This window comes from Ruminococcus sp. YE71 (assembly GCF_900119155.1).
Taxonomy (GTDB): Bacteria; Bacillota; Clostridia; order Oscillospirales; family Ruminococcaceae; genus YE71.
Genome location: NZ_FPIR01000007.1, coordinates 43,322 through 58,303, shown reverse-complemented (window position 1 = coordinate 58,303; position 14,982 = coordinate 43,322). Strand labels below are relative to the sequence as shown.

Sequence of the window (14,982 nt, the reverse complement as noted above, 5' to 3'; positions counted from 1 at the left end):
ACGCCTCCGTTTTCAGTCATTATAACATATAGCGCCAATGTTGGCAACTCACAAAATGACACTTGGGTGGACAAAATGATGGAATAATATTACCCTTTTCTGAACATTCATATTGTTCTATATTAAATATGAAGTATGCATTAATAAAAACGGCAATCCGCGCAAAAAGCACGAACTGCCGTTGTTTTTCAAATGGGATATTCTGTTATTCCCACCGTTTTGCGACAGGAATTATTTACCGTTGAGCTCGTTCAGGAGACCGAGACTGTACTTCATAACAGCCATAGCGTCGTCGTAGGTAAGACCGTCGCCGTTTCCGACAACGTCGCCGTTGAGTCTGCCCTGCTCGCTGAGAGCGATGCCGTTGATAGCTTGGATGATAGCTACAGTGTCCCGGACGTCGATCATTCCGTCGCAGTTTGCGTCGCCGTAGAAGGGGGTGACTTCAACTTCGGCAGCGGGAGCCTTAACGAATACGGTGTAGTTTACAACATAGCCTGTCATACCGTTTGTTCCGAGGACTACCTTCTCGCCTTCCTTGAAGCTCTTCTTGTAAGCCACGAAGTCAACGCCGTTGCTGGAAGTTGCGGTGAGGTCGGTCCTTGTGTAGCCGCTGAGCCATGCGGGAACGAGGTTCTCCGCTTCCTCACGGGTGTCTACCATTACGTATACGTCGGTATCGGACGCCGCCGAGAACTCAGCGAGGTCGGAGTCGGTATTCTTGGAGTTGCAGGCGGTCATGATGTACTCACAGCCCTGTAACTCGGTCGAAAGTGCGGTGTAGGTGAAGTCTCTGTCGCCGTAGATGAGACCGCCCGTAGTGTTGGAATCCATCAGCTTCCAGCCTGCTGCGTTAGCGGTGTCCTTGACAACGAAGTTCCTTATCAGCTTGCCGTTCACGGGCTCGGGAGGAGTGTTGTTCAGCTTGATGCTGGGTCTTGCGGGAACGCCCGTCTCGCTTCCGAGATAGTAGCTGGTGTGGGGAGGCTGGTTGTAGGAGGACTGCTGACAGCCGTCCTGCATACGGTACTGCATATCGTGCATGAGGGTGGTCATGCGGTAGCTTGTCTCGGTGTTGGTGCAGTAGATGCGGAGCTTCGAGTTGTCCTCGGTGCGGAACATTACTTCCTCGCGCCAGTCTCCGAAGAGGTCGGCGGTCATGCAGGGAACAGACTTTGTGCCGTTGTTGGATACGCATCCGTCAGCGTTGAATATCGTCTGATACGTGTCGATGGCTGTCGCCTTGGTAATGGTCGTGCCGTCGAGTATCTCTCGCTCAAGGTCGCCGTCCCAGTAGATGAGGAAGTTCATGGCAGGAGCCTTGCTTCCTATCTTGTTGCCCTTAGCGTCGTAAACCGAATAAGCAGGTCTTGCGCCCCAGCATTCAGCCATTCCGTTGCCTGCGATGATATTGTCTGCGCAGCATCTGCCCGTGTCCTTGTCGCCGTCGTAGTGCCAGAGGAGTTTTCCCGTCTTGCCGTCTACCATCGAGATACCGTAATTGCCGTCCTCGTGGCAGATGAACGCCTCGATACCCTCGTTAGTCGGGTCGAGGTCGCCGACGTGCATAGCGTCGCCGTGTCCCTGATTCGTTGACCAGAGGAGCTTTCCGTTATCGTCGAAGCAGGACGAACCCATGCAGACTTCCTGCTTGCCGTCGTTGTCGAAGTCAGCGACCATAAGATTGTGGTTGCCGTCGCCGTAAGCGGGGTCGTTCTTGTTGAAGCCCGTGTCATATACCCAGCGCTTGGACAGCTTGCCGTTGCGGACGTCGATAGCCGAAAGCGTGAGCCTTGTGTAGTAGCCTCTGCCGTAGACCGCCGACGGATGAACGCCGTCAAGATACGCGATACCCGAGTTGTAGCGCTCGCAGCGGTTGCCGTAGTTGTCGCCCCATGTGCTCTTAGCGGTGCTGCTTGTTGCGTCACCTCTCGGAACGGGGAAGTCGATGGTGTCGAGCGCCTTGCCCGTCGCACCCTCGAACAGTGTCAGATATTCGTTGCCCGTAAGTACGGTGCCTGCGCTGCTGCGGTAGTCTGCGCTTGCGTTGCCTATAGCCTTGCCTGTGCCGTCAACCGTGCCGTCAGAGGTCTTGGTGATGAGCTCCGCCTTGCCGTCGCAGTCGAAGTCAGCTACGCACATCTGGGTGTAGTGCTGACCTGCGCGGATGTTCACGCCCATGTCAACGCGCCACAACCGTTTGCCCTCAAGGGTGTAGCAGTCGATATAGACCTTGCTGGTGTAGCCCGTCTTGGAGTTGTCCTGCGAGTCGCTGGGATCCCATTTCATGAAGATCTCATACTGACCGTCGCCGTCAACGTCGCCGACGCAGCAGTCGTTCGGCGAGTAGATGTCGCCGGGCTTGCTGAGCGGGATCTCGAAATAGTTGGTGCCCGAGCTGAACTTGCAGTTGTCGGACGACTTCACCGTGCCGTTAACGACCGTATCCACGCGGTACTGCGAGGATGCGGAACCGTTTGCGTCCCAGTAATTGGTGGGGGCGCCTGCCTTGCTCGTGTAGATGAGCGAGTTGTCGCGGTAGAGCCTGAACTCGGTCTCATCGGCGTCGTTGGCGTTGAAGCGCCAGCTGACGAACATACCGTTGCCCGACTTGATCGCGTAGATGCCGCGGTCGAGGTACTCCATGATCGCGGTGCCGTTTCCGCCCTGTCCGTAAGCCGCGCTGGCAGTCAGCTGAGCCGAACCTGCAAAACTGCTCATAGCCACAGTCAGCGACGCAGCGGCAGCCGCCAAGCGTCTGAATGTTTTCTTCATTGTTTTTTCCTCCTAAAGCCTAAAGTATAATTTGTTACTTTTTTAACGATAAATATTTTAACCATTATAATTTATGATATCATATTAAGCACAAATCCACATCAACTTTTTGTATTATTTTTGTTGCATTTTTGTGTATTTGGCGGAAATTGTGTGTTTTGCGGAAAAAACGGCAGTCTCCGAAGAAACTGCCGTATAAAAATATTCATTTCCCCGCCCGACCGAGAAGAACGCTGAAACGGTTGACCCCGTCCCTGCTGTCGGCGCGAATCGAGCCCTTGTGTTCGGAAACGATGCTTTGGGCGATGGACAGCCCCAGCCCGAAGCTGCTGCGGTCGTTCCTTGACTTGTCGATGCGGTAGAAACGCCTGAAAATATTCCTGCAATCGGCTTTCGAGAGGGTGTCGCCGCGGCTTGTCACCGACAGCAGACAATGGCTCCCCTGCGGTCTCAGCGTGACCGTCACTTCCGAGCGGCTTCGGGAGTATTTCAGCGCGTTGTCCAGCAGTATCCCGATGACCTGCGAGAGCTTTTCACGCTGTCCGCTGACCGTTAGACCGTCGGCGATGTCCGAGGTCAGCGTTTTCTCGCTCTCGTAGAAAAGCGGCTCGAACATCATCACGTTCTCACGCGCAAGCTCGCTCAGGTCGGTGGGGGCGAACTCCGCGGCGGCTGCCGAAGCGTCCATCCGCGCAAGTTCGAGCATCCCCTCGATAAGCCCGCGCATCCTGCCCGACATTTTCAGAATGTTGTCCGCGAACTCCCGTCGGCTGCCCTCGTCAAAGCTGTCCTCTGTCATCATCTCGGCGTTGGTCATGATGACGGTCAGCGGCGTTTTCAGCTCGTGTGAAGCGTCGGCGATGAACTCCCTCTGCCGCCTGACTGCCTCGGCGGTGGGTCTCAGTATGCGGTCGACCAGCAGCAGGCTCAAGAAAAACAGCAGGATGAACGCCGCCGCCCCGATAAGTATGCAGTCCCTCACCAGCCCGTGTATCATCTTTTCCTCGTCGGTGATGTCCGCAAAGATGTAGGTCTCGGCGAACGCCGTCCGACCCCTGACCCACCGCAGATGGTACTCCCCCATCACGCCGCTGGTATCGTCGGCGCTGTCGGCGGTCTCGGTGAGCTCGGTCAGGAAGTCCTTGTCGCTAAGGTCGAAGTCGGTGCCGCCGAAAGCGAAAAGCTCGCCGCTGCCGTCCCTCTGCACCACGAAAACGGGGCTCCAGCTGCTGTCCGCAGCCGAGGGGACTTCCTCCGAGACCATGGCCGCACCCATCGGCGACATCGGCACGGGCATCCTCGCCATCCTCAGCATCGACTGCAAGGTCTTGATGCTGTCCCGTTCGGTGTTGGTCTTTGTGAAGTAGACCACGAGCCCGAGTATCCCCGCCAGCATGACCGCCACTATCAGCATGATGATGGTCATGAACTTTATTTTCAGCGGTCTGAGCATCAGCCTGCCACCTCCAGATGGTATCCCAGCCTTCGGACAGCCTCGATGCGTATGTCCGAGCCGATGCCCGTCAGCTTCTTCCGCAGAAACGCCACGTAGACCTCGACATGGTTCTCCACGGCGTTTGAGTCGTAGCCCCAGACCTTTGTGAGCAGGGCTTCTTTCGAGACGTTGCTGCCGCCGCTCTTCATCAGTATCCGCATGACCTCGAACTCGCGTGCCGAAAGGCGGATGTTCTTTTCCCTGCATATGAGTTTCCCCGACTCAAGGTCGAGGATGGTGTTGCCGTAGGAAAGCTCGTTGACCTGTCCGCCCTGACGCCGAAGCAGCGCGTTCACGCAGGCGAGCAGCTCGCGGTTGTCGAAGGGCTTCGTAAGGTAATAATCCGCCCCCGAGTCGAGCCCGTGTATGCGGTCTTCGATGGAGGCTCTCGCCGTCAGCATGAGTATGGGAACGGAGCAGTGCTTTTTTCTCAGAGCGTCCGCCACCGCCCAGCCGTTCATTTTCGGGAGCATCACGTCCAGTATGATAAGGTCGTAGATGTTCAGCTCCGCGTATGCCAGCCCCGTTTCCCCGTCATAGACCGCCTCGGCGCCGTAGCCCCTTGAAGAGAGCAGAGTTTTCAGCGAATCCGCCAGCAGTTTTTCGTCCTCTATCACCAGTATTTTCATAAGACATCCCACCTTTGCGCCATTGTAGCATATGTACCTTAAAATTGCTTTAAAAAGCCGTTTTCACACAGATTTCAGAATTCGGGCGGTGTTTTTCAGCGTTGATTAAGCATAGGGGGTTATACTGTTGTTATCGGAGGGCGGCTCCGACAGTGTATGTATGAGGAGGAAAAAACAATGAAAAGAGCGGCAGCATTTATAACTGCGCTGGTACTGGTGCTCAGCTTTTCGGCTTGCAGTGCCTCGGAAACATCGGAAAAGAAGGGCAGCAGCTCCGAAGTCGTGACCCTTTCGGAAAAGAACGGAACGGAAGAGAGCGCGGGCTATGCGGAAAAACTCTTCGGCGGCGAGGTGCTTGACATCAGTATCGAGACGACTGCCGACGACTGGTCGTACCTTATGGAGAACGCCGCTTCAAAGCCGTGGATAAGCGGCAATATAACCGTGAACGGCACCACCCTCGAAAACGTCGGCATCAAGACCAAGGGCAACACCTCGCTGAATCAGCTGCCCGACGACAGTCAGCGGTACAGCCTGAAAATAAACTTCGGCAAGTACGAGGACGGTCAGACCTGCTTCGGTCTCGACAAGCTGGTGCTGAACAACCTGTACTCCGACAGCACCTATCTTAAAGAGTACCTGTCCTACGACCTGTTCAGGTTCATGGACGTGCCCGCTTCGCTGTGTACCTTCGCAAAGATAACGGTCAACGGCGAGTACTACGGCTTTTTCATCGCCATCGAGGACACGGACGACAGCTTCATCGAGCGAAATTACGGCACCGACAGCGGCGTGACCGCCTACAAGCCCGAGTCGATGGACATGGGCGGCTTCGGAAAGGGCGGCGGCAAGCCCGATCTCGGGGATATGCCCGACGGCTTCGACCCCGAAAATATGCAGCTGCCCGACGGCTTCGACCCCGAGGAGATGAAGAAGAAGTTCGGGCAGACGGGTGAGGACGGCGAACGTCCCGAGATGCCCGGGGGCTTCGGCGACGGCAAAAACTTCATGATGAACGGCGGACGCGACGGCGTCAGCCTTGTCTACACCGACGACAGCGCAGACAGCTACTCAAACATCTTCGACAACGACCTCACCAAGACCACCGAAGAAGAACACGAGCGCCTCATCGCGTCCCTGAAAGCCATCAGCGAGGGCAAAGACCTTGAAAGCTGCATCAACGTTGACGAGGTGCTGCGCTACACCGCCTGCAACGTGTTCCTCGTGAACCTCGACAGCTATTTCTCGATGATGGGTCATAACTACGTGCTGACCGAGTCTGACGGCGTGCTCTCGATGCTGCCCTGGGACTACAATCTCTCCTTCGGTACATATCAGGGCGAGTCTGCCGACAGCGTGATAAACTACGCGGTGGATACGGTGTTCAACGGCGTTTCCGCAGAGGACAGACCGATAATCGGCAAGCTGCTGGAGAAAGAGGAGTACCGCGAAAAGTACCATGAGTATCTCCGTCAGATAGCCGAGGAGTATATACAGTCGGGGCTGTTCTCGGCGAAGCTTGACCAGCTGAACAGTCTCATCGGCAGTTACGTGGAGTCGGACACGACATCCTTCGACGGGTACGACGCTTACTGTGAGGGCATCGACGCGCTGAAACTGTTCGGACAGCTGAGGGCGCAGAGCGTGCTGGGTCAGCTGGACGGCAGCATCCCCTCGACGACCGAGGAGCAGAAGAACTCCGATTCGCTGGTGGACGCATCTTCCCTCGACATGAAAAAGCTGGGTCAGATGAACATGGGTATGCGCGGCGGCAAGGGCTTCGGACGGAAGAAAGACCGCACCGACAGTGCCGACAGCACCGAAAGCAAAGAGGACAAAGACAGCACCGAAAGCTGACGTACATTATATACATTGACAGGAAAAGTATTCGCAAAGACCGAAGCCGTTTTGCAGGTATCATGCCCGCAGAACGGCTTTTTTCGCCCCGAAACAAAACTTAAAGATTATTTAAGAATTCATGTGCTATAATCTGAATACAGAAAAAAAGAAGGGAGCGAAATTGTTTTGGGAGTATTCTTAAAGTACATTTCAAAGAATATGCTTGAGAAAAAAGGCAGGCTGTTCCTGCTGATTTTCTCGATCATGTGCTGTACGTCGCTGCTGATAATGAGTCTCGGTCTGGTCGATGTACTGCTTGACAGCTTTACACAGCCTGCAAGGATAGCGGCGGAGGGTCAGGACATCGCGATAACCTCCGTCACCGACGACCCGTTCATCGACGAGAGCCTTGTCAAGGGTGATGTCTCGCATATTGAAGGCAGCATCGCCGTTACGGGCGTTATGAAAGAGGACGAGATAATCTACGTCAAAATGAGCGGCAGAAAGGGCTATGACAAGGACATGGTCGAGGGCGGCATCGAGGACGTGAACGAAAAGATATGCGTCATCTCCGACCGCATCGCCAAAGAGCGCGGAATGAAAATGGGCGACAAGCTCACGATAGCCATCAACGGCGAAAAGACCGACTTCGAGATAAAGGGCATAGCCGCCAACAACGGTATGTTCTACGCTGACACGAAGAAGAGCTTCAGCGTGGCAGTCCCCTACGAGTACCTGAATCAGCTCCTCGGAGCGGAGGGCAGGTACAATCAGCTGACCGCAAGGTTCGATACCGAGGACAAGAGCTACGAGAACATAAAGAAGCTCGTGGACGACTTCAACGACGAGAATGACAAGGTCGCCGCCGCTCAGCTGGTGAACGACAGCAAGGACGGCTCGGAATCCATCTCGCTTGGTCTGTACGTGATGCTCTCCATCGTGTGCGTTGTGTGCGTTATCATCATCTACGGCGCGTTCAAGCTGATAATCACCGAGAGAATGACGGTCATCGGCACCTTCATGAGCCAGGGCGCCACCAAGAAGAAGATAGAGCAGATACTCACGATAGAGGCGCTGCTTTACGGCATCTTCGGTTCGGCGTTCGGCGTCGGAGCAGGCCTCGGCGGTCTTGAACTGCTGACCAGAATGATCTCGCCCCTCAAGGACTACGGCATCTATATGCCGCTCCGTGTGAACGGCACTCATATAGCCATCGGCGTTGTATTCGCCTGCCTGCTGTCGGTGATCTCCGCATGGATACCCATCCGCAGCATCCGCAAGCTCGTGACCAAGGACGTCATCCTCAACCGTATGGAGACACAGCACAAGAAGGGCGCTGTACGCTTCATCATCGGCGTGCTTCTGCTGGTCGTTTCGATTGCGGGCGCCGTGATAAACAACGAGACAGTGGATCAGCTGGGCGGCGTGTTCCTCGCAGGTGCCATCGTGGGAATGCTGATGATGTCGAGAAAGTTCATCAAGGCGGCGGCAGGAAAGATAGCAGGCCTTTTCAGAGGGAACACCACGGCCTTCCTCGCGCTGAACGCTATCAAGACTTCCAAGCTGCTCAGGGGCAACATCACCCTGCTGGTACTCACCATGTCGTCGGTAATGCTCATAGCTTCCATCGGCGACAGCATGACCGATTTTATCATCGACGCTTACACGAAGCTCAATTACGACTATCAGGTGACGAATGCTATCCCCAGCAACACCGACGTTACGACCACCGAGAAGCTGGTTGAGAAGATCTCCGCCATCGACGGTATCGACGGCGACAGGATATGCACCCACACATACGCTTACTCGGCGGTGGATGAATACAGCATCCTCGTGATGGCTGCCGATCCCGACAGGTTCGCGGAGTGGGGCGAATACCTGAAACTCCGCGAGGGCAAGACCGACGCTCAGTACAAAAAGTACACTGACTCGGATGACAAGGTGATAATGGTATCCACAGCCGCCCTCAAAAAGATAAACAAGAAGGTCGGCGACACTATTGATCTGGATGTGGGCGGCATCAAGGACAGCTTTGAGATAATCGGCGAATTCGACGGCGGTCAGCTCAACGGCGGCATCCTGATACTCATGCACGAGGACAAGATAAGAGACATTTTCCGCCAGAAGGAATCTTCCATGCTGACCTTCTTCCGCAAGGACGGCGCTGACGCGGACAAGGTCGAGAAGGAGCTGAAAGAGGCGATAAGCGACCTCGGCGCGACCTACATCACAAAGCAGGAAATGGTCGATAACAACATCGCAAGCAACAAGATGATAATCGACATCATGAAGATATTCACCTACCTTGCACTGGTCATCGCTTCCATCGGTATATTCAACAACATCTCCATCTGCTTTGCACAGCGCAGGAAGGAGTTCGCGGTCATGGCATCCGTGGGAATGAACATCTCACAGAGACGCAGACTGATACTCACCGAGAGCATCACGGGCGTTATCTGGAGCGCGGTAACGTCCATACCCTACACGATACTGCTGTGCAGGCTCGCACAGAAAATGCTCACCGCTTCGGGCATGGCATTTGACATAGCGTTCAGCTGGAAGTCTTTCCCGATATACCTTGCGGTAGTGGCGTTCGTAATATTCCTCGCTTCGGCAGGCTCGATGAAGAACATCGGCAGACTGAAAGTCGTGGAAGAGCTCAAGTACGAATAAGAACAGGAGGAAGAGATAAAAATGAGTGTTATAGAAGTTACTGATGTAAACAGAAAGTTTCGGAACGGCAAGGAAGAAGCACACGTTCTGAAAGATATAAATCTCACGGTGGAAGAGGGGGACTTCGTTTCGATAATGGGACCCTCTGGCGGCGGAAAATCTACTCTGCTGTACCTCCTCGGCGGCCTCGATATGCCGACTTCGGGCTCGGTGAAGATAAACGGCACCGACCTCAGCACGCTGAAAGATAAGGAACTCTGCCGTATGAGGAACGAAGAGGTCGGCTTCGTGTTCCAGTTCTATAATCTGGTGCCGAACCTCAGCGTTGAGGATAATATCTCCCTGCCGCTGATGATAGCAGGCAAAAAACGCTCGGATTACAGCGATAAGCTCGACGAATGCCTCAAAATAATCGGTATGGAGGATAAGCGGAAACTGACTCCCCGCGAACTCTCGGGCGGTCAGCAGCAGAGAGTCGCGATAGCCCGCTCCCTCGTCTTCGACCCCAAGATACTGTTCCTCGATGAGCCTATCGGAAACCTCGATACCAAAACAGGAACGGGCATCATGCAGCTTTTCAGAGAGATAAACCAAAAGTACAACAAAACAATAGTTCAGGTGACCCACTCCGAACCCGCCGCCAAGTACGGCACCAAACTCGTGAGACTCGTGGACGGTCAGATCAGGTCCATAGAACCCGTGACCTCCCAGCCCGAACCAATATAACAAAAAAACCGCAGGCGCCGTTCGCTTGCGGTTTTTCTGCTGTATAGCTTACCCCTTGCCAAAAAGACGTTCATGAGAGCGTGACGCATCCTTTGCGGAATTTATCAGATGGTCACTCTTGAAGCGGAGAGAGCCTTTCTTCAGAAAGGTCTCTCCCCCCGGCTGCACACTCCCACGTAAAGAGCTCAGAGACAAGCGAAGAGGACATCGAGGCCTGCGCAGGCGTTTACGAGAAGGATGATGTACTCGCTGAGGGCGGTGCGGGTCTCGGGGCAGGGGTCGGTATCGTTGTAGGCGCGGGTAGCGTTATGGAATGCGAAGTAGAGGGGGAGGAGGAGGGCTATGAAATAGCGTCCCTGAACGCCGACTATCACGTCGCTGTGAGGGGCGTTCCATTCGATATAGATACTTGCGGCAATAAGCATAAGTATCGAGAATACGATAAGACCGAAGATGACGTTTTCCGACCGGATGGTTTTTTCGCGGGGGGTGCCGTTCTTTTTCGCCTTAATGAAAGCCGAAGCCTTCGGGAAGTCGATGAACGCTGTGACGAGCAGGAGCATATAGACCAGAGCCAGCAGTTTGCTGGTCTCGATATTAAGAGCGCCGAGGTAGCCGCCTATCATCATGAGCATCCATCTCGGAGCGCCGTGAAGGGCAGTTCTTATCATTACCTTAACGTAGTTAAGGGGGTCATGCAGGACGTATCTGAGCTGTTCGGACGAATCGGTGCCGGGGATAGTCAGGAAGCGCTTGCATATCATGAGCCATATGAGGTTGCTGCCGACTGCCAGCAGTGCCATCACTACGGCGTGGATGATCTTGTTTCGGGTGCTGCCGAAGCGTTCGGCGGGGATGAGGAAGTATATCATGCATATGGGCAGATACACTATCTTCAAAAGGCTTATCGACCAGGCCATCAGGTACAGCAGGATGTACTGTCTTACCGAGAGGGTGTCGGTCTGTTCAAACCGCAGGTAGAGCACGTATGCGAACATCAGCATGGAGAGTGCCACGACCAGTCCGTCGGGTGCCATCGAGGTAGCTTCGTAGATGTTCATCGGCAGCAACGCGAAGATGAGCATCAGTTCTTTCTTGACGGGCATCACCTTTATCGCGAAGTATGTCATGATGGTTATCGCGAGCCAGTTTGCTATCCTGCCTGCGTATGCGATGACCGCGATGTTCTTGGTGAACAGGCGTGCTATCAGTATGCCCGCCGACTGGGGCAGGTAGGAAACGGGGCAGTAGAGGGAAAGGTTCGTGAAGATGATGAAGGGCTCGTCCTCGGTGAGGGTCATGTCCTTGTTCTCGGAGAATGAGCCCCAGCTGTCGCGCAGGAGTTTGAGATCGACGTCGAGGGGGAGCTCGCGTCCGCCCTGTCCGCTGCTCTCCTGAACTTCCGATACCGCGTAGCCCTTCGAGATCTCGAAGCTGCGGTAAAAATGTCCGTTCTCATCGGCGGCTTTGAAAAGCGTTCCCGAGAACATGAACAGCATACTCAGAAGCGTCCATATGATAAGAAAATTCTTCTCGGCAGAGAGCTTGTGCAGAAACGGCAGTGCCGCCGCCGCCGCGGCTATACATATCAGCACGGCAGCCGTATGGAAAGCAGCCGTTCCGCCCGTCAGTGAGGAAAAGCCGTGTCTGCCCAGCTTGAACAGCAGCGAAGCCGCAAGCAGTGCGAAAGATACGGTGTAGAATATCACCCGTGATCTTTTTGACAGATCGGACCATTCCGATAATTTAAAACTCATCGTGTACCTCCTAAAAAAGTTGTGTTTACAAAACCGATTACTATTCTACCACACACCGCAGAGAAAGTCAAGGAACTATTTTTGAACGAAAAAAATACGCAGGCTCCGACGTTTCCGCGGCGGGGGAGGTACAGGCGGCGTTGACTTTTCCGTTAAAATGTTGTATAATCATAATGACGTAATATGTTCGTAAAAAGGCAGGGCAGAAACATATGATAAAAACATGGCTGAAAAGACTTATAACAGTAACTGCCGCAGCTGTGCTGATGATGGCTCTTGCAGGCTGTGGGGGAAGCGGCGGTTCTGAAGAGGATAAGTCGCTTCAGAAGGTACTCAGTGCGAAACAGCTGGTACTGGGGCTTGACGTGAACTATCCGCCTATGGGCTACACCGATGAGAACGGCGAGATAGTCGGGTTCGATATAGACGTAGCGCAGGAGGTCTGTGACAGGCTGGGCATCACCTTAGTCAAGCAGCCCATCGACTGGGATGCGAAAGAGGAAGAGCTGAACAGCGGAAGGATAGACTGCATCTGGAACGGGATGTCGGTATCGCCCGAGAGGGAAGAAGCGATGTGCATCTCGAAGCCGTATCTGAGGAACGAGCTGGTACTGGTAGTAGCGAGCGGGAGCGACATCAGGAGCAAGCAGGACATCAAGGGCAAAAAAATAGGTGTACAATCGGGTTCGACGACGCAGGAAGTACTTGAGGGTTCGGAGCTGAGCACTGAAAACGAAGTTTTGACATATGATGACAATATCGGGCTGATGCAGGGTTTAAGGCAGGGAGAGCTTGATGTAACGTTCATTGATTCGGTGAATGCATACTATTATATATCCATGAGTGACGACAGGTTTTTTGTATTGCCCGAGAGTCTCGGGGATGAAGTATTTGCCGTAGGATTCAGGAAGAATGACAAAGCGTTATGTGAGAAAGTACAGGAAACGATCAGTGAGATGAGAGCAGACGGTACGTTAAAGAACATTTCCGCCAAGTGGTTCGGAAGCGACATAACGATAGTAAAATAACATCATCCCAAAACGCACAACAGTCCCGTGTTCGCCAGAGGCTAAAAAAGTTTAGGAGGGGGTCTGGGGGAGACCCTTTTCAAAGGGTCCCCCCCCGCAGGGGCTCGGGGACAGAGTCCCCGCCCCCGAGAGGTCGCTCTAACCCGTAAGCGCACAACCCCAAAAATCGCGTCAGCGATTTCGCCCCCCGCACCCCACCACACACCCAAAAACCCACACAACAAATAACGGAAAGACTTGACACAGATGAAGAAACGAAAACTAAGCGGATATTTCGCCGTTCAGAGCATGATCTTCACCACGCTGATAGTAATGTTCTTTGTGGTCGGCATAATCGTGTATTATTCCATGCTCTACGCGGAAACAAGAGAGCATATCACGAAGATAGGCGAGCTGAACGCCGAAACTTCTGCGGAACAGATAGACAAATACCTGTCCTCGGGCGTGGATGTGCTGAGGATGACAGGCTATACCCTCGATAATATGATACGCAACGGGAACTCGCAGGAGGAGATACTTGCGTATCTGGAAAATCAGTCCATAGCTGTTTCAAATATCACTTCGGGGAACAGCCCCGGATTCTACGGGTGTATCAACAACGGCTACCTCGACGGTACGGGATGGGTGCCCGAAACGGATTACGCTCCGCTGGAACGCCCGTGGTACGTTGAGGCGAAGGCGAACATCGGCAGAGTGTCGGTGGTGGGGCCTTATGTTGACAGCAGGACGCACCGGAATATCATCACGCTTTCAAAAACGCTCTGCGACGTTAAGAGCGTTATCGCTATGGACTTCTCGATGGATCAGCTGCAAAAAATAGCCGAGGATCTTACCGCTCACGGAAAATCCTACGCCGAGATAGTCCTCAACCGCGAGTATAAGGTGCTCGCTCACTCCGATAAGTCGGAGATCGGCAAGTGCTACTTTACCGAGCCGGGCTCGTTCGGCAACGCGCTGATAGACGAACTGCGCTCCACCGATGAGAACTACTTCTTCCTCAGATATGAGGGCGCGGATTATATCGTTTATACCACAACTGTTGCAAACGACTGGTTCTGCGTGTCGGTCATCGACGCGACTTCTTCGCTCCGACGGCTGAAAAGACCGCTGATATTTATCTTCGCCGCGGCACTCACGATACTTGCGGTACAGCTCGTTATCATCATCCGCTCGAACAAGAACACTCAGATAGCAAAACAGCTGTCGGATGACCTGTCCGAGGCGGAAAACGCTATCTCGGAAAAGGACAGCAGGATAGGCGAGATAAGCAAATTAGCCTTCAAGGACGCCCTCACGGGCGTGGGCAGCAAGTCCGCATTCAACCGCCTGACCGCCGAACTCGCGGAAAAACACAAGACTTCCCACACGCCGACGGCTGTGGTCATGCTCGACGTCAATGTGCTGAAAAATGTTAACGATACGTTCGGACACGACGCAGGCGATAAGTACCTCTGCGGCTGCTGCGGTCTGATATGCGAGATATTCAGGTACTCACCCGTGTTCCGTATCGGCGGCGATGAGTTCGTCGCAGTGCTCCGAAACGCTGATTTCAGCGACCGCGAGAAACTGCTGCAAAAACTCCGCGACGCCTGCGATGAATCATACTCCCACACCGACAGGATGCCCTGGGAACGCTACTCCATCGCGGCAGGTATGTCCGACTGGCTCCCCGACGAGCCCGACATAGAACAAGCCCTCCTCCGCGCAGACAAGGCAATGTACGACTCAAAACGCTCCTTCAAAGAACGCCACAAAGAACTGAAAAGCATTTCTCGGTGAAGTGAGTGCGGGTATTCTTGGGGGAAACCCTTTTGAAAAAAGGGTTCTCCCCCAAACCCCCTTCCTAAAACTTTTAATATGTCGTTCGTTAGATGTGGTTGGGAAGATAGACTGTCACCATTTCAAGAGATAAGATTTGTATTTTTTTAGGGTGGGAGATTGCTCCCACCTTTTTTGTTTGTGTATCGGAAGGTGGGTTTCCACTGGTTATTCCCCCCCCTCGGCCGCGGCTTTAGCGGAGTGATATGTGAGCAGAATGCTGTGGTAGCGTGCGGTATTGA

The 14,982-nt window shown here is 53.9% G+C and carries 9 protein-coding genes; 5 read left to right on the top strand and 4 right to left on the bottom strand.

Going from position 1 to position 14,982, the window contains the following annotated elements:
• Window positions 1-231: 231 nt before the first annotated feature.
• The 3 genes from BT142_RS08225 to BT142_RS08215 form a co-directional block, all read right to left on the bottom strand.
• Window positions 232-2,775: a rhamnogalacturonan lyase family protein gene (locus BT142_RS08225; RefSeq protein WP_175444915.1), complete on the bottom strand. Its 2,544-nt coding sequence runs from the start codon at window positions 2,773-2,775 to the stop codon at window positions 232-234.
• A gap of 205 nt (window positions 2,776-2,980) precedes the next feature.
• A complete protein-coding gene (locus tag BT142_RS08220) occupies window positions 2,981-4,228 on the bottom strand; it encodes a sensor histidine kinase (protein WP_072417726.1) in 1,248 nt (415 codons plus the stop codon).
• Window positions 4,228-4,899 (bottom strand): response regulator transcription factor, encoded by a 672-nt coding sequence (locus tag BT142_RS08215; protein ID WP_072417725.1) that lies wholly within the window; start codon window positions 4,897-4,899, stop codon window positions 4,228-4,230. Before BT142_RS08215 ends, BT142_RS08220 begins: the two co-directional genes overlap by 1 nt.
• Before the next feature lie 177 nt (window positions 4,900-5,076).
• On the opposite strand from BT142_RS08215, the gene BT142_RS08210 reads away from it, so the two are divergent.
• From BT142_RS08210 to BT142_RS08200, 3 genes are all read left to right on the top strand, one after another.
• Window positions 5,077-6,756, top strand: coding sequence for a CotH kinase family protein (locus BT142_RS08210; protein ID WP_175444914.1), 1,680 nt, complete (start codon window positions 5,077-5,079; stop codon window positions 6,754-6,756).
• 168 nt (window positions 6,757-6,924) lie between these two features.
• Window positions 6,925-9,411 carry an ABC transporter permease gene (locus BT142_RS08205; RefSeq protein WP_072417723.1) on the top strand — a complete coding sequence of 829 codons (2,487 nt, stop codon included), beginning with the start codon at window positions 6,925-6,927 and terminating at the stop codon, window positions 9,409-9,411.
• Window positions 9,412-9,432: 21 nt separating this feature from the next.
• Entirely contained in the window at window positions 9,433-10,137 is a 705-nt protein-coding gene (locus BT142_RS08200) for an ABC transporter ATP-binding protein (protein ID WP_072417722.1), read from the top strand.
• Between the two features lie 185 nt (window positions 10,138-10,322).
• Here the strand turns inward: BT142_RS08200 and BT142_RS08195 are convergent, their stop codons facing one another.
• On the bottom strand, window positions 10,323-11,894 hold the full coding sequence (locus BT142_RS08195; protein WP_072417721.1) for a DUF2142 domain-containing protein: 1,572 nt from the start codon (window positions 11,892-11,894) through the stop codon (window positions 10,323-10,325).
• A gap of 212 nt (window positions 11,895-12,106) precedes the next feature.
• On the opposite strand from BT142_RS08195, the gene BT142_RS08190 reads away from it, so the two are divergent.
• Window positions 12,107-12,922 carry an amino acid ABC transporter substrate-binding protein gene (locus tag BT142_RS08190; protein WP_072417720.1) on the top strand — a complete coding sequence of 272 codons (816 nt, stop codon included), beginning with the start codon at window positions 12,107-12,109 and terminating at the stop codon, window positions 12,920-12,922.
• 246 nt (window positions 12,923-13,168) lie between these two features.
• Window positions 13,169-14,701, top strand: a complete 1,533-nt coding sequence (locus BT142_RS08185; RefSeq protein WP_072417719.1) for a sensor domain-containing diguanylate cyclase — start codon at window positions 13,169-13,171, stop codon at window positions 14,699-14,701.
• Window positions 14,702-14,982 lie beyond the last annotated feature (281 nt).

Excerpts from the sequence above, each read along its gene's own strand:
- BT142_RS08225 (WP_175444915.1), bottom strand. The coding sequence starts at position 2,775 with ATGAAGAAAACATTCAGACGCTTGGCGGCTGCCGCTGCGTCGCTGACT.
- BT142_RS08220 (WP_072417726.1), bottom strand. The coding sequence starts at position 4,228 with ATGCTCAGACCGCTGAAAATAAAGTTCATGACCATCATCATGCTGATA.
- BT142_RS08215 (WP_072417725.1), bottom strand. The coding sequence starts at position 4,899 with ATGAAAATACTGGTGATAGAGGACGAAAAACTGCTGGCGGATTCGCTG.
- BT142_RS08210 (WP_175444914.1), top strand. The coding sequence starts at position 5,077 with ATGAAAAGAGCGGCAGCATTTATAACTGCGCTGGTACTGGTGCTCAGC.
- BT142_RS08200 (WP_072417722.1), top strand. The coding sequence starts at position 9,433 with ATGAGTGTTATAGAAGTTACTGATGTAAACAGAAAGTTTCGGAACGGC.
- BT142_RS08195 (WP_072417721.1), bottom strand. The coding sequence starts at position 11,894 with ATGAGTTTTAAATTATCGGAATGGTCCGATCTGTCAAAAAGATCACGG.
- BT142_RS08190 (WP_072417720.1), top strand. The coding sequence starts at position 12,107 with ATGATAAAAACATGGCTGAAAAGACTTATAACAGTAACTGCCGCAGCT.
- BT142_RS08185 (WP_072417719.1), top strand. The coding sequence starts at position 13,169 with ATGAAGAAACGAAAACTAAGCGGATATTTCGCCGTTCAGAGCATGATC.